Origin of the sequence: Bacillus sp. 007/AIA-02/001 (assembly GCF_004634455.1) — a bacterium.
Lineage (GTDB): Bacteria > Bacillota > Bacilli > Bacillales > Bacillaceae_G > Bacillus_A > Bacillus_A cereus.
Genome location: NZ_SEIY01000002.1, coordinates 1 through 14,743, shown reverse-complemented (window position 1 = coordinate 14,743; position 14,743 = coordinate 1). Strand labels below are relative to the sequence as shown.

Below are 14,743 nucleotides of genomic sequence, written 5' to 3'. Positions count from 1 at the left end.
ACATCTATTTTTCAATGCTATATCGTCTTAAAAATTTTCCATCTTTAAATTCAAGATAGTAATAACTATAACGATTGTCATCATCAATATATGTAACTTCCCATAGTGGTACATCATTTTCAAAGCCTAATTTCACTTTCATAATCTCTTTCGGCTTACTTTTTGATTCCTTACTTTCATTGCCGACTTGCTCTATTGTTCTTTGTATAGCCTCTTTTTCAGAAATACCTTCGCTCTTTTTCCTTACTACAGTATCCCCTTTTTTCTCAGGCACCCAAACGATAAGTTGTTCTCCCTTTTCATCTGTACCTTGCACGACTATATATGCAGATTTTCCGTTGTAATAATCAACAGATTTCACCTTTGTAAGCTTTGCTTTTTCTTTAGCAATTTCTACAAATTTCGACTCTTTTGGAATTTTCTTTCCCATCGCTTTATTATAAACATACGCCCCATATATTCCGCTAGCAACGATAACAATAATGATTGCAAAGATCCACTTTTTCATTGTATCACTACGTTCTGTAAATCGTAAATACAGCTGTTTCTTTATCTTTTTCGTCTAATGCTAGTCCGAACATGAGGTCCTGCTCTTTTAACGTACGATTTAAACTATCAACAATTTTATACAAATCCGACGAATATTTAATACGCGTCGTTGATAGTACTTCGATTTTCTTATCCATGAAAAAACTCCTCCGTTACACAAAAATTTCTAATTATAGAAGAACGCAATGCGGTTACAATAAGAGTACATTCTTTACAACCCCTGCTTCATCACCCATCTATTATAGCAGGACATGTACAGCAAAAAAAGGTTTCAAGTCGAAAACCAACACATTTTGTATACAAGAAGTAAGAAAAATAAAATTCCTCCTACCCACATTTTTTACGCCTGAAGTTTATAAGTACTTCAGGCGTATTTTTCTTCCATTTTTATTCATTTGATGGTTCTTCTAATTGTACTAACAATTCTTCTAATGGTCCTTCATAAAGAGGTACGTTAGGAATCGATTGTAGAAATCGTTTTCCATAGGAAGAACTCGTCAAACGACGATCTAACACTACTACCGTTCCTGTATCTGTATTCGTTCGAATTAAGCGGCCGAATCCTTGTTTGAAACGTAATATTGCTTGTGGGAGCGCTAATTTAGCGAATACATCTTCACCTTGATTTTTTAGCCACTCACCTTTCGCTTCCATCATCGGCTGATGAGGAGGTGTAAATGGTAGACGGACTATAACAAGACAACTTAAGGCATCTCCAGGAATATCTATTCCTTCCCAGAAACTGCTCGTCCCTAATAAAATTGATTTGTCGAACTCTTGAAACTTTCGAATTAAGCGGCTTCGACTTCTATTATTCACACTTTGGGTGAGTAATAAATAACCCTCTAATTCATCATTATTTTTTAAATTCGCATACGCTTCTTTTAACATTTCATACGAAGTGAATAAAACGAGCATTCTGCCTTTTGTGGCTTTTGCTATCTTTGCAATATGTTCCGATACAGATTCAATATATCGCTCATTACTTACTTGCTTAATAAAAGGTACATCCGTTGAAACCATTAATTTCATCTGTTCATCATAACGAAATGGTGACGGAACCTTTAAAGTATTTGGAGCGAAATCATGTAAACCAAGTTCCTCTTTTATATAATCAAACGTATCGTTAACTGTTAGTGTTGCGGATGTAAAAATAACACTCTTTTTTTCTGTTAAAAATTCATCAGCAAATCTTTCACCAATATGGACAGGCTGTGCGTATAGAACTGTTGAATGAATCGTCCCTTTCGTTTCAGTCTCCATCCAAGTTACATACGAATTCTTTTCTAATACGAGTAACTGTAATGATTCTGCCATCTTTCTCAGCAACTCAATTAAATGCATAAATTCACCTGTTACAACATGCATCTCCCATTCTAACTTACTTTGCAATATATCCACTTGCTTCTCAAGAGCAGTTACTACCCTTCTTAATTCATATATAAAACGATTTGTTAATTCGACGATACTATCCCACAACTTACCTTTTTCTAGTTCTGCGTTATACCTATAGATGAGCGGCATATTATTCGTTCCTTGCTCTTGCTTTGTTTGTTTAAATATAAAAGTACGTAACATTTGGAAGAGTTCATCCGCATCAAACTTAAGTTCCTTCAAACTATAACTTATCATACGGAAAGTTGAACGAGATGCTTGCTCTGATTTTTTCATCATTTTATATACTTTGGAGAGTACATCTTCTGTTTCTAGCGTCCCAAGACGAGATATAACCAATTGAAAATACATACAAGAGAACTGTTCACCCAATGTTCTACTCGCAGCTTCTTCAATATGGTGAGCTTCATCAAAAATAATATGTTCGCATGAAGCAAACAACGGTTCTTCACTTGAAAAATCTTGAAATAATAACGCATGATTTGTAATAACGATATCTGCAAATAAAGCTTTATTCTTCGCTCGCTGATAAAAACAACGACTAAACCAATTACTTTGCATACCGCCTGGACTATACGCATCGCTACAAATACGATTCCAAAGTAACTTTCCGCCCTCAGGAATATTTAATTCGTCTCGATCACCTGTTTCAGTTTGCAATAGCCAAACTAAAATCTTCGCCTTCGTAAGTGCCATATCATAATTTTTTTCTTCCTCTTGCAAAGCATACTCAAATTTATGTAAGCATAAATAATGCTTTCTTCCTTTTAGAAGAGCTGCCTCAAATGAAAATGGCATTATTTTTTGTAATAACGGAATTTCTTTTTCTAATATTTGTTGTTGGAGTTGTACTGTTTGTGTACTTATAATGACAGGTTCTTCTTTTCTCTTTGCAAAATAAAGACTGGGAAGCAAATAAGCAAGAGTCTTTCCTGTTCCTGTACCCGCTTCAATTAGTGAAAAACGAGAATCTCTTAACGCCGTATATATCTCTTTCATCATCAGTTGTTGACTTTCTCTTCTTTCAAACTTTGGCATATGTGATTCCAATTTATCCATCGTTTTATTCAAGAAAGCATCAAACTTTGATGAACACGTTTCTCCAAGGTTTAAGGAATAGTTCCGCTTTTTCAGCGCAATATTTCGATGTATTTCATACTCCGCTATATCTTCTTTACCGTGCATTACTTTCTTTAAAATATTTTCAGAAAGCACATCAGCTATATCGCTTTGGAACACATCACTTAATTCATAAAGCGATTGCAACGTGACAAGTGGTAACTTTTCAATTTCATTTAAAAATTGTAAAAATAATTCCGCTGTTGCAAGAGCATCACTATCCGCACGATGTGGTTGATCGTGCTCTAGTTCATGCTTCTTAGCTAAATCACGTAATTTATAACTATCGGCTGTCGGCAAAAGAATTTGAGCCAATTCAACCGTGTCGATTTTCGGACAATGTATTTCTGTATATCCAGCTTGCCTTAATTCTTCATTTAAAAAATTCCAATCAAAGTGAACATTATGCGCAACGAAAGCCGCACCTTGTAATAGCTCAACAATCATCGGGGCTACATCTTGAAATAACGGGGCTTGTTTTACAAGACTTTCATCAATCCCTGTTAATTCTGTAATAAATGGTGGGATCTCTCTCTTTGGGTTAACAAAAGACGAAAAAATCTCCAATATCTCTCCATCTTCTACTACAACAGCTGCAATTTGGGTAATTTTATCCTTCCCATCTTTCCAGGAGTTCCCTGTCGTCTCTAAATCAACAACGACATAACGCTTACTCATATATGTAACACCTCAATTTCTTACCTTTCAAACAACAATAATTTATATAATGTTACTATACCACGTTTTATCTCATCTTAATGAAAAGATGCACAAAAAAGCTATCTCCGCAATGGAGATAGCCTTTCTACTTATAATATCGTACCCGCTTTTTCAGCACCTAACATTTCAATAATTTGATTATCATCGTCTAATACTGCAATTTTTGGTTCTTGTTTATGAATCTCTTCTTCCGTAACTAGCCCATAACAAATAATAATTACTTTGTCCCCTGGTTGTACAAGCCTTGCCGCAGCACCGTTTAAACAAACAACACCACTACCGCGTTCCCCTTTAATAACGTATGTCTCTAAGCGAGCACCATTATTATTATTTACAATTTGGACTTTTTCGTTTTCTACAATATTTACTGCATCCATTAAGTCTTCATCAATTGTAATACTACCTACATAATTTAAATTTGCCTCCGTTACAGTTGCACGATGTAACTTTGCTCTCATCATTGTGCGAAACATAGATGCTCCCCCTTATTTAACTGTTAATGTTATATTGTCAATTAATCTTACATTTTCAAACTTAACTGCAATAGCTAAAATGATTCTTCCTTTGACTTTCTCTACCATTGTTAATGACGGATATGCATATAAATCTGCATAATCTACAGTGCCTTTCGTATGCGTCTCAATATACTCTTTCACAAGATTTGTAATGATTTCGGGATTACGTTCACCTGCCTCAATTCTTTCTTTCGCTATACATAGGCTGCGGTATAACTGAAGAGCTTCTTCACGTTCATCTTGTGATAGGTACACGTTACGAGAACTTTTCGCTAAACCATCTTCTTCCCTTACAATATCAACTGGTACGATTGTAACTGGAATATTGAAATCAGTTACAAACCCTTCAATTACTGCAACTTGTTGAGCATCTTTCATACCGAAATAAGCACGCTTTGGCAGCGTAATATTAAATAGTTTCATTAGTACAGTTGCAACACCAGCAAAATGACCAGGTCTTTGTTGACCGCATAATACGTCCGTGCGCTTCACAACTTCTACCGTTGTTGTTTGTTCTGCTGGATACATTTCTTCTACACTCGGATAAAATAAATAATCTACACCGTTTTCTTTTGCTACATTTTCATCTCTATCAATATCACGAGGATATCGATCTAAATCTTCATTTGGGCCAAATTGTAGTGGGTTTACAAATACACTTAAAACTACAGTTTCATTTTCTTCTCTTGCCTTACGTAATAAAGTAGCATGGCCTTCATGTAAATAACCCATTGTTGGAACAAAACCAATACTCTTTCCACTTGCACGAAGTTCGCTCGTAATTTGCTGCATCTCTTGCACTGTAGTTACGATTTTCATTATTGTTTTCCTCCATATAACGCTAAGCATTCTTCCTCTTTCATTGTGAACGAATGTTTTTCTTCAGGAAATTGCCTTGTCTTTACTTCAGTAACATATTGTGAAATCCCACGCACAATCTCCTCTTGAACAGACGTATATTGCTTCACAAATTTCGGAACACGATTTACGCCGTATGAGATAAGATCATGATAAACAAGCACTTGCCCATCTACTTTTTGTCCTGCGCCAATCCCAATTGTCGGTATTGTTAGTTGCTCTGAAATAAGTTCTGCTAACTGCATTGGTACACATTCTAACACAAGTGCTATTGCACCAGCTTCTTCACATTTCTTTGCATCTTCTATTAATTTTTTTGCACTCTCCGCATCTTTTCCTTGCACTTTATATCCACCCAACACTCCTACAGATTGAGGGGTTAAACCTAAATGCGCTACAACAGGAATTCCTGCGTTCGTCAAATATTGAATCGTCGATATAACTTCTCCAGCACCTTCTACCTTCAGTGCGTGTGCCCCGCTCTCTTGAACGATGCGGCGTGCATTCACCATCGTTTCTTGTAATGATACGTGATACGACATAAATGGCATATCAGTTACAATAAACGTCTCTTTCGCTCCGCGGCGTACAGCTTTCGTATGATGAATCATATCCTCTACTGTTACAGGTACTGTTGAATCGTATCCGAGTACAACCATTCCAAGAGAATCTCCAACTAGAATCATATCAACTTCAGCTTCTTCTGCTAATTTAGCAGATGGATAATCATACGCCGTTAGCATTGTAATCGGCTCACCTTGCTCTTTCATCTTCAAAAAATCTGTTTTTGTTTTCAAAAACTACTCCTCCTTTATGCAGGAGAGAGGAGATGGCCGAAATCATATAAAAAAACCCCTCTGGCCATAAAAGGGCAGAAGGGTTGTGTGTTAGTCGGCATTATTCATCCCTCTGTCCCAGTCCGTTATTGGATCAAGGCAGAATCCAAGTTATTATTTTTCGTATGACTTCGAATCATGGTGCAGTTCGCTCTGATACTGCCCACATTCGAACTAATTATAGCAAACTACAAAAAGGAATTACTACATTTTTTCGAAAAAATAATTTTTTATTCTTATTACGGTATATGAAATTTAACACGAGAGTATATATGCTATACAGTTTTTATGGATAATTCAATCCTGAAAAGATACATGTTTTTTCAACGCATGTTAAAAAAGTCCAAGTTAATTTTTTCTGTAATCAATTTAACTATATAGTATAACTCTTAAACTAATGATGCAGGTTAATTGAGGAAAGTACTTAACAAAGGAGAATTGCAGATGTCTATGAACAGGTGGTTATTTCGATTCAGCAGTTTGCTTGTAATGATTGTATGGTGGATGTCTTTAGGATCCTCCCAAGTATTTGCCTCAGTTCATGTCGTAACACAACCCACCGATTTAACGAAAGTGATTGAGGTTGAACTAAATGATGATTACTTTAATCCAAATGTCATCACGATTCCGCTTGAAGGATCAACAACATTACTATTGAAAAATAAAGGTAAAAACGAGCACACCTTTACAGTGAAAAAACTCGGTATTGACGTCGTAGTCCAGTCAGGAAAAGAAAAGAATATTACCGTGAAACCTAAAAATACTGGTACATATGAATTAATATGTCGATACCATCTTCTTAAAGGAATGACAGGCAAAGTAATCGTCAAATAACATGCCAGGTCAACTCGACGGAAGCTATTTTGAAATGAACTTTAAATATGAAAAGAATTTATTATCATGTTACAAATTCAACTCAAAACTATTGAAATAAAAAGAAGTTCCAAAAGAGGAACTTCTTTTACTTAATTTCGATATCTGCAGAATGAATATGATGTACTTTCCCCTCATGATCCTCCAGAAGTAATACACCATCCTCTGTGATTCCTTTTGCTAACCCCGTAATTGTCTCTCTCATCGTTCGAGCGGTAATTTCTTTCCCGATGCTCACAGCGTAACTTTCCCAAAGAATTTTAATGACAGAGAAACCATTTTGTAAATATTCTTCATATAATTTTTCTAGTTGTAAATAGATTTGTTGCATAAGTTCTGCACGAACAATCGGCTTACCTGATTCAATCGCTAATGAAGTAGCGATGTGCTGAATTTCTTCATCAAAATGTTCTTGCTTTTGATTCGCATTAATACCGATGCCCATAATGACAGCATTAATTTTATCAGGATCCGCTTGCATTTCTGTTAATATACCTACAGCCTTTTTACCTTGAATTAAAATATCATTTGGCCATTTTATTCCTACGTTTACACCTGTACATTTTTCAATTGCCTGTGCAACACTAACAGCCGCTAACAAAGTAAGTTGCGGTGCATGATGAACTGGGATTGACGGGCGTAAAATAATACTCATCCAAATCCCTGTTCCTTTTGGTGAATGCCATTTTCTGCTTAAACGACCTCTTCCCGCTGTTTGTTCTTCTGCTACAACGACAGTTCCTTCTTCTGCACCTTCATAAGCAAGTTTTGCTGCAATGTGCTGCGTTGATTCAACAGTTTCTTCAAAATACACTGTTCTACCAATCCGCTTCGTTTGTAGCCCTAACTGAATTTCATTAGCAGTCACTTTGTCTGGCTTACTTGCAATTCGGTAACCTAATCGGCGCACAGCTTCAAGTTCATATCCCTCACTCCGCAGATCCTCCATATGTTTCCACACAGCAGTTCTTGAACAACCAAGTTTATCACTAATTGTTTGGCCGGATACAAACTTGCCATCCGCTTCAGAAAAAACTTGCAATAACTGCTTTCTTATAGTAGATTGCATCCTTGCAGCCACTCCCTTATACGCTCTTTCTCATTAACTACGTTTCCTTGTACGATTGCTTCTTCGATTTTCTGAAGCATTTCAGCAACCCACGGACCAGGCTTTTTGTTTGCCCAGTTTAATAAATCATTACCAGTCACATTCATTTCTTGACGTTCCTGGATTGGCAATGCATGAAACATTAATTGTACTCGTTCAACAGATGTAGGGTCATAGCTTTCAATCATCGCTTCATATACTCTCTCTGCCATTTCAGCGATATGAATTCCCGTTTTATAAAGAAGGACTGTATCCCAATCCTTCTCCTTTCTAGTACGAATTGCCAATAAAACTGCAACAATATCTTTTATTTTTTTATTCGAAAACTTCCATTGACGTAAAAAGACAGATGGATGTTCTTCTCCGATACAATATAAGAAAAATGCCCACGCCTCAATATCCGTTTCGAAAGAATCCCATTTATACTGCGTAGCTTTTAACAGTCTCTCTTCTGACATTTGTAAATATGGCAAATGAGAAAATAGCTTCGTCTCTACTAATTCTTTGAGACCTTTCACACAATATGTACCAGTTAACAGTTTCTCAAACTCTACTGTAATACGCTCAATTGCTATATGTTCTAGCAAATGCCCATGCGTTTCAATCGCTTGCTTCGTTTTCATTTCTAATGAAAAACCTAACGTGCTTACAAACCGAATACCACGCATCATTCGCAGGGCATCTTCTTGAAAACGATCCGCAGCATTTCCAACTGTCACAATTTCTCTCTGTTGAATGGCTTCCTGTCCAGCAAATAAATCAACCATTTTGCCTTCTTCTGTCATAGCAATTGCATTCATCGTGAAATCACGACGTTTTAAATCCTCTTCTAATGAACGAACAAATTGAACACTACTAGGTCTTCGAAAATCTTCATATTCGCTTTCTGTTCGAAAAGTAGTTACCTCATAAGGCTCACCATTTTCTACAACAATTACAGTTCCATGCTCAAGACCAACAGGAACATTTCTTGGGAATATAGCCATCACTTCTTCTGGTAGAGCAGATGTCGCAATATCAATATCTCCAATCGGCCTATCGATAATAAGATCTCGTACGCTCCCACCAACAAAGTAAGCCTCATGTCCTTGTTGCTTTAATGTCTCAATAATAGAACTAGCTTTTTTAAATCTTTCCATTTTTGTCATCCCTTAGTACGTCATAGTAAATCGTTTCATATTGTGAAACAATTTTTTCTGAGCGAAATTGCTCATAAACACTTTCTCTTGCTCGTTCTCCCATATTACGGTGAAGTTCCTCGTCCTTTAATAGCTGAATAGCTTGATTTGCCACTCCTGTTGTATCGCCAACTTCACATAAATATCCTGTTTCCCCGTGTTGAATAACCTCTGGAATACCTCCAACCCGCGTTCCGATACAAGGTACACCACACGCCATTGCTTCTAATAAAACAAGACCAAAACTTTCCTTCTCTGATAGAAGCAACATTAAATCACTCATCGCAAGTAGTTCTGCAACATTATCTTGCTTCCCTAGGAATAAAACGCGATCTTCAATATGTAAATTCTTCACTATCTGTAAAATCGTACAGAATTCTGGTCCGTCTCCAACAAGAAGCAACTTCGCATCTACTTCTTTAACAATTTTAGCAAATGCCTGAACAACATCCTGCACACGTTTCACTTTACGGAAATTCGAAATATGAATAAGTACTTTTTCACTCTCACTTATACCGTATTCTTTCTTTAATTGAGACATATTACGCTTGAAATATACACGTTCGTCTATAAAGTTATATACCGTTTGAATTTCTTTACTTGGTTTTACAAGCTCATGTGTTTCGTTAATTAATGAATGCGAGACAGCAGTGACAACATCCGATTGCTCAATACCAAAACGAATTAAATTATTTAACGAAGGGTCGGAACCTAACACAGTAATATCTGTTCCATGTAAGGTTGTAACAATTTTAATACGCTCTCCGATCATTTGTTTTGCTAAATATGCACAAATTGCATGTGGTATTGCGTAATGCACATGTAAAATGTCTAAGTTTTCTCTTTGTGCAACCTCGGCCATTTTACTTGCTAACGCTAAATCGTATGGTGGATATTGAAATACAGAGTATTGATTTACCGTCACTTCATGAAAATAAATGTTTGGATATACTTTATTTAACCGGAATGGTAAACCCGATGTGATAAAGTGAATTTCATGCCCACGTTCCGCCAATTGCTTTCCTAATTCTGTCCCAACAACTCCAGAACCACCTACAGAAGGATAACATGTAATACCTATTTTTAATTTCATTTACATCCCCCTAATAAATCAGCATGTAATAAAACCGGTTTCTTACTCATAAATCCCTCGGCATACAAGACTCCAACTTCTTTTCCAAACATCTTCTCACGAGCGATTACAGTTTCAACGTAACCTTCTGTTAACGGTGTCTTAACACCATCACTCCCTGTTGAAAACTGACTTTCATACGCTTCTAATGCTTCCACCTTTATAGAGAGGTACTCACTTATATCTATACAAAAATTCGGTTTATGAAAACCATTAATCATATAATTATAAAAAGACTCCACACGATGTGGTGAAAGTTCCGGCATATATTTACGGATTCCTGCTGAAAAAATAGCCTCTTCCACAAGCTTTGCACAATTTGCATGATCTGGATGGCGATCTTCATAGTACGGCGCAAAAACTAGTTTTGGTTTATATGTACGGATCACCTTGACAATTTCACGTATATACTCTTCTTTCATATACAAACCACGGTCTGGCATCGCTAAATTCAGCCTCGTTTTTACTCCCATTATACGAGCTGCAACCTTCGCTTCTTCTTTTCTCAACTCTATCGTTCCATTTGAAGAAAGATCAGCTTCTGTTAAATCACAAATACCTACTTCATACCCTTGCTTTGTATATTTAGCGATGGTACCAGCCATGCCGATTTCAACATCATCGGCATGAGCACCAAACGCTAATATATGTAATCCACTCATAATTGTTCCCCTCATTTTCTTAACTTACGATAATCTAAATCTCCTCGCTCTAATGCGTGCATTAACATTTCAGCACTTGCCATATTCGTTGCAAGTGGAATCGCATATACATCACATAAACGAAGCAATGCATTCACATCCGGTTCATGCGGCTGTGCTGTTAATGGATCGCGGAAGAAAATCACCATATCTAAATCGTTCTTTGCAATCATTGCACCAATTTCTTGATCTCCACCAAGAGGGCCAGATTGATATCTTGTTACAACTAATCCAGTCGCTTCCATAATACGAAGCCCTGTCGTTCCTGTTGCAAATAATTCATGTTGTTCAAAAATTGGTTTATATGCGTATGCAAACGAAACCATATCATTTTTCTTTTTGTCATGTGCGATTAAGGCAATTTTCATCCGTTGTCTCCCCTTTAGTCGATAATATTTTCTAAACCGTACACAAGATGATCAAGGTTCATTACTGTCTCAATTGATAGTTTTACACCTGACATAAATGATGCACGATTGAATGAATCATGACGAACTGTTAACATTTGTCCATCTCCACCGAACATTACTTCTTGGTGTGCAATAAGCCCTGGCAAACGTACACTATGAATGTGAATACCGTCTACATTTGCACCACGTGCACCTGCTAGTTGCTCTACTTCATTTGGATGACCTTGCTGCTTTGATTCACGATTTTGACGAATTAACTCTACCGTTTTTACAGCTGTACCAGATGGTGCGTCTAATTTTTGATCATGATGTAATTCAATTACCTCAACATCTTGGAAATATTTCGCTGCCATTTGTGAGAATTTCATCATAAGAACTGCACCAATTGCAAAGTTTGGAGCAATAATTGTTCCTACTGCTTTTTCTTTTGCATTCTCTGTTAAACGTGCCAATTCTTCTTCTGTAAATCCAGTTGTACCAATAACCGAACGAAGTCCACGCTCAACTGCAAGTGTAACGTGTTGTTTCCCCACTTCTGGTGTTGTTAAATCTAACAACACATCTGCTTCTACTTCATCTAAACAAGTATGTAAATCAGCGTAAATCGGTGCATGTAATGCTGGCATGCCAGGTAAATCAGAAATCTTCTCACCACCATGCTTATAATCCACTGCTGCTACTAAATTAAAATGTTCCGTTCTTTCCATAAGAAGAACTGCTTCATGTCCCATACGTCCTCTTGGTCCGGCGATAATTACTTTAATTTCTTTCATTATTCTTTCTCTCCCTCATCAATACGTGTCCAGCGATCTTTATCACGTGTATTAAATTTATTCATTACAATGTTATGTGCTGTCTCTAAATCAATATTTAAACTATTTGCCATACAAATCATAACAAATAATACATCTCCAAGCTCTTCTTCAATACTTCTTTCTTTTTCAGTTGTTTTCTTCGGTTTCTCACCATAATAATGATTTACCTCTCTTGCAAGCTCTCCCATTTCTTCCGTTAAACGAGCCATCATTGCAAGCGGACTGAAATAACCTTCTTTAAACTGACCAATATATGCATCTACTTCTTTCTGCATATCTTTCATCGTTTTTGCTTCCATACTATTCACCTCTAATCCTTCCTCTTTCATGTTAGCCAATTCATCGCGATTTGACAAATATTATTCCCCGCCAAACACCTATTTGCGACCCATTTTTGGATAGACTATAATAAAGTGAAACTTCTTTTGTGTTTTTTTGCAAAAGATTAGTTGAACTAATCGGGTTCCTACGGCTGGTTCGCCTTTCTTCAGAGCTTTATCTCCTACCAGCCGTTGGTACGGGGTAAAGTGAAACTTCTTTTGCGCTTTTTGCAAAAGATTAGTTGAACTAATCGAGTTCCTACGGCTGGTTTGCCCCTCTTCTTTGCTTCATCTCCTATCAGCCGTTAGAGCGGGATAAAGTGAAACCTTCTTTTGTGCTTTTCACAAAAGATCAGCCCACATCAATCAAGTTCTTACTATTTTCACTAGCAACTAGAAATTACTTATTATTATGTTTTACTGTTTCAGCGGAGCAATGCAATCATTACATAATTAGGGGGATTTCTATATGACATCAAAATTGAAGATGCGAAATATTATTTTTATTTTAATCGGTTCCGCTATATTTTCTTTCGGTATTGTCAATATCAATATTGAAAACCACCTTGCAGAGGGTGGGTTTACTGGTATTACACTATTATTGTATTTTTTATTTAAGTTTGATCCTTCCTACTCAAACTTAATTTTAAATATCCCTATATTTTTTATTGGTTGGAGGTTACTTGGCAGAACGACATTTTTATATACATTAATTGGCACCTTTAGCGTATCTTTATTTCTATGGATTTTCCAGCGTTACGAAGTACTCAACTTACATTTAAACTTGCAAAATGATATGACACTCGCAGCTTTATTCGCCGGGGCATTTATCGGTATCGGCCTTGGAATAATATTTAAATATGGCGGGACTACTGGCGGTGTAGATATTATCGCACGACTAGCTCACAAATATGTTGGCTGGAGTATGGGGAAAACAATGTTTATGTTTGATGCTGTCGTTATCGTAGTCTCTATTCTTACCTATTTATCATACCGCGAGGGCATGTATACGCTAGTTGCTGTTTTTATCGGTGCTAAAGTCATTGATTTTATGCAAGAAGGAGCTTATGCTGCCAAAGGAGCGACTATTATCTCAGAGAAAAACGATGAAATTGCTGCCAAAATTTTATCTGAAATGGAGCGCGGAGCAACCTTTTTAAAAGCTGTTGGATCGTATACAAAAGTGGAACGTAACGTATTGTATTGCGTTGTTGCTAAAAATGAAATCGTGAAATTAAAGAATATCATTACTTCTGTAGATCCTCATGCTTTTGTCGCTGTAAGTGATGTACATGATGTAGTTGGTGAAGGATTTACGTTAGATGAAAATAAAAACCCTTTACATAATTAAATGTAACTAGAAAAGCGCCTTAGCTTTTCTAGTTTTTTATTACAAGTCTTTTAAGCTTCTCAAAATCCTCATGAATAAGCTCCAATAAACTCCGATTATAAAAAATGGAAGCTGGATGAAAAGTCGGAAAAACATGATATTCTTTCTCTGACCATGTAAACTCTGCACTTTGCATATCCTTTAATTTTTGAATAGGCTGTTTTAATAATTGCCCGTGTACATCTGTGATTTTTTTATTTTTTCCTGTTAAACGTTGAAGACCGATATTTCCAAGCGTGACGATAAGCTTCGGATGTATTTTCTCTAATTCATAATCTAACAAAGGCGCATGGGCAACTATTTCTCCCTGATTTGGCGTTCTATTATACTTTTTTTGTATGATTTCACCATTTCGTTCTTTTTTCTCTCGCCATTTATAAGGTCTACTTCGAACAGCGCTCGTAATATATACTTCTTCCCTTGTAACATCAATACGCTCTAAAAAATCCATTAATTGTTTTCCCGCCCTCCCGCTAAACGGAATCCCATTATGAATTTCTGTTTCACCAGGCGCTTCTCCTAACAACATAAATTTGGGATTTTCAGGACCTTGTCCACTCAAAAAACCTTCTAGTTGATAAGGAGCACCGCGCTCTTGCACTTGTTTTACTAAATGGTCTGGATATTTCATTTCCCCCCACCGCCTTTCCGCATTACTTCTATTATTTCTATTTGCAATACATTATATAATTCAATCCATACAACAAAAAAAGACTATCAAAATGAACTGAACCCAAAAAATTAGACAAATATATTAAGCAGCTACTAAGGATTGAACTCTGTATTGCACAGGGGACAATCCTTTTAGTTTTGTTTTAATTCTT

At 36.5% G+C, this 14,743-nt stretch carries 16 protein-coding genes; 2 read left to right on the top strand and 14 right to left on the bottom strand.

Annotated features, from left to right (window positions below):
* Positions 1–4 precede the first annotated feature (4 nt).
* The 6 genes from ES895_RS05530 to panB all read right to left on the bottom strand — a co-directional run bounded on the left by ES895_RS05530 (position 5) and on the right by panB (position 5,953).
* Complete coding sequence (locus tag ES895_RS05530; protein WP_000758739.1) at positions 5–508, bottom strand: cell wall elongation regulator TseB-like domain-containing protein; 504 nt, start codon at positions 506–508, stop codon at positions 5–7.
* Between the two features lie 7 nt (positions 509–515).
* Positions 516–686, bottom strand: coding sequence for a YpmA family protein (locus tag ES895_RS05525; protein ID WP_000358352.1), 171 nt, complete (start codon positions 684–686; stop codon positions 516–518).
* Between the two features lie 250 nt (positions 687–936).
* Positions 937–3,741, bottom strand: a complete 2,805-nt coding sequence (dinG, locus tag ES895_RS05520; protein ID WP_000044957.1) for an ATP-dependent DNA helicase DinG — start codon at positions 3,739–3,741, stop codon at positions 937–939.
* Positions 3,742–3,872: 131 nt separating this feature from the next.
* Complete coding sequence (panD, locus tag ES895_RS05515) at positions 3,873–4,256, bottom strand: aspartate 1-decarboxylase (RefSeq protein ID WP_000490181.1); 384 nt, start codon at positions 4,254–4,256, stop codon at positions 3,873–3,875.
* 12 nt (positions 4,257–4,268) lie between these two features.
* Positions 4,269–5,117 (bottom strand): pantoate--beta-alanine ligase, encoded by an 849-nt coding sequence (gene panC, locus ES895_RS05510; RefSeq protein WP_000707028.1) that lies wholly within the window; start codon positions 5,115–5,117, stop codon positions 4,269–4,271.
* Positions 5,117–5,953: a 3-methyl-2-oxobutanoate hydroxymethyltransferase gene (gene panB, locus ES895_RS05505; RefSeq protein WP_000851108.1), complete on the bottom strand. Its 837-nt coding sequence runs from the start codon at positions 5,951–5,953 to the stop codon at positions 5,117–5,119. Before panB ends, panC begins: the two co-directional genes overlap by 1 nt.
* Positions 5,954–6,436: 483 nt before the next feature.
* Between panB and ES895_RS05495 the strand changes: the two genes are divergently transcribed.
* On the top strand, positions 6,437–6,826 hold the full coding sequence (locus ES895_RS05495; RefSeq protein ID WP_000062393.1) for a cupredoxin domain-containing protein: 390 nt from the start codon (positions 6,437–6,439) through the stop codon (positions 6,824–6,826).
* A gap of 127 nt (positions 6,827–6,953) precedes the next feature.
* On the opposite strand, the gene ES895_RS05490 is transcribed toward ES895_RS05495, so the two are convergent.
* Genes ES895_RS05490 through ES895_RS05460 form a run of 7 tightly spaced genes read right to left on the bottom strand, consistent with a single transcriptional unit; the run spans position 6,954 to position 12,508 of the window.
* On the bottom strand, positions 6,954–7,934 hold the full coding sequence (locus ES895_RS05490; RefSeq protein ID WP_135238184.1) for a biotin--[acetyl-CoA-carboxylase] ligase: 981 nt from the start codon (positions 7,932–7,934) through the stop codon (positions 6,954–6,956).
* A complete protein-coding gene (locus tag ES895_RS05485; protein ID WP_000439316.1) occupies positions 7,919–9,112 on the bottom strand; it encodes a CCA tRNA nucleotidyltransferase in 1,194 nt (397 codons plus the stop codon). The genes ES895_RS05490 and ES895_RS05485 overlap by 16 nt, the downstream gene beginning before the upstream one ends.
* A complete protein-coding gene (gene bshA / locus ES895_RS05480; RefSeq protein WP_000768305.1) occupies positions 9,099–10,244 on the bottom strand; it encodes an N-acetyl-alpha-D-glucosaminyl L-malate synthase BshA in 1,146 nt (381 codons plus the stop codon). Before bshA ends, ES895_RS05485 begins: the two co-directional genes overlap by 14 nt.
* On the bottom strand, positions 10,241–10,945 hold the full coding sequence (bshB1, locus tag ES895_RS05475) for a bacillithiol biosynthesis deacetylase BshB1 (protein ID WP_000015673.1): 705 nt from the start codon (positions 10,943–10,945) through the stop codon (positions 10,241–10,243). The genes bshA and bshB1 overlap by 4 nt, the downstream gene beginning before the upstream one ends.
* 11 nt (positions 10,946–10,956) lie before the next feature.
* Positions 10,957–11,352, bottom strand: a complete 396-nt coding sequence (mgsA, locus tag ES895_RS05470; protein ID WP_000684765.1) for a methylglyoxal synthase — start codon at positions 11,350–11,352, stop codon at positions 10,957–10,959.
* Positions 11,353–11,366: 14 nt separating this feature from the next.
* A complete protein-coding gene (gene dapB / locus ES895_RS05465; RefSeq protein ID WP_000658810.1) occupies positions 11,367–12,167 on the bottom strand; it encodes a dihydrodipicolinate reductase in 801 nt (266 codons plus the stop codon).
* Positions 12,167–12,508 (bottom strand): nucleotide pyrophosphohydrolase, encoded by a 342-nt coding sequence (locus tag ES895_RS05460; RefSeq protein ID WP_002108639.1) that lies wholly within the window; start codon positions 12,506–12,508, stop codon positions 12,167–12,169. Before ES895_RS05460 ends, dapB begins: the two co-directional genes overlap by 1 nt.
* Before the next feature lie 490 nt (positions 12,509–12,998).
* Here ES895_RS05460 and ES895_RS05450 point away from each other — a divergent pair, with 490 nt between their 5' ends.
* Positions 12,999–13,880, top strand: coding sequence for a YitT family protein (locus ES895_RS05450; protein WP_000202121.1), 882 nt, complete (start codon positions 12,999–13,001; stop codon positions 13,878–13,880).
* Between the two features lie 28 nt (positions 13,881–13,908).
* Here the strand turns inward: ES895_RS05450 and ES895_RS05445 are convergent, their stop codons facing one another.
* A complete protein-coding gene (locus tag ES895_RS05445) occupies positions 13,909–14,550 on the bottom strand; it encodes a uracil-DNA glycosylase (protein WP_000876867.1) in 642 nt (213 codons plus the stop codon).
* Between the last annotated feature and the right edge of the window lie 193 nt (positions 14,551–14,743).

What these genes read in the sequence shown, in the direction of transcription:
- ES895_RS05530 (WP_000758739.1), bottom strand. Translation starts at nt 508, where the DNA reads ATGAAAAAGTGGATCTTTGCAATCATTATTGTTATCGTTGCTAGCGGA.
- ES895_RS05525 (WP_000358352.1), bottom strand. Translation starts at nt 686, where the DNA reads ATGGATAAGAAAATCGAAGTACTATCAACGACGCGTATTAAATATTCG.
- dinG (WP_000044957.1), bottom strand. Translation starts at nt 3,741, where the DNA reads ATGAGTAAGCGTTATGTCGTTGTTGATTTAGAGACGACAGGGAACTCC.
- panD (WP_000490181.1), bottom strand. Translation starts at nt 4,256, where the DNA reads ATGTTTCGCACAATGATGAGAGCAAAGTTACATCGTGCAACTGTAACG.
- panC (WP_000707028.1), bottom strand. Translation starts at nt 5,117, where the DNA reads ATGAAAATCGTAACTACAGTGCAAGAGATGCAGCAAATTACGAGCGAA.
- ES895_RS05495 (WP_000062393.1), top strand. Translation starts at nt 6,437, where the DNA reads ATGTCTATGAACAGGTGGTTATTTCGATTCAGCAGTTTGCTTGTAATG.
- ES895_RS05490 (WP_135238184.1), bottom strand. Translation starts at nt 7,934, where the DNA reads ATGCAATCTACTATAAGAAAGCAGTTATTGCAAGTTTTTTCTGAAGCG.
- ES895_RS05485 (WP_000439316.1), bottom strand. Translation starts at nt 9,112, where the DNA reads ATGGAAAGATTTAAAAAAGCTAGTTCTATTATTGAGACATTAAAGCAA.
- bshA (WP_000768305.1), bottom strand. Translation starts at nt 10,244, where the DNA reads ATGAAATTAAAAATAGGTATTACATGTTATCCTTCTGTAGGTGGTTCT.
- bshB1 (WP_000015673.1), bottom strand. Translation starts at nt 10,945, where the DNA reads ATGAGTGGATTACATATATTAGCGTTTGGTGCTCATGCCGATGATGTT.
- mgsA (WP_000684765.1), bottom strand. Translation starts at nt 11,352, where the DNA reads ATGAAAATTGCCTTAATCGCACATGACAAAAAGAAAAATGATATGGTT.
- dapB (WP_000658810.1), bottom strand. Translation starts at nt 12,167, where the DNA reads ATGAAAGAAATTAAAGTAATTATCGCCGGACCAAGAGGACGTATGGGA.
- ES895_RS05460 (WP_002108639.1), bottom strand. Translation starts at nt 12,508, where the DNA reads ATGGAAGCAAAAACGATGAAAGATATGCAGAAAGAAGTAGATGCATAT.
- ES895_RS05450 (WP_000202121.1), top strand. Translation starts at nt 12,999, where the DNA reads ATGACATCAAAATTGAAGATGCGAAATATTATTTTTATTTTAATCGGT.
- ES895_RS05445 (WP_000876867.1), bottom strand. Translation starts at nt 14,550, where the DNA reads ATGAAATATCCAGACCATTTAGTAAAACAAGTGCAAGAGCGCGGTGCT.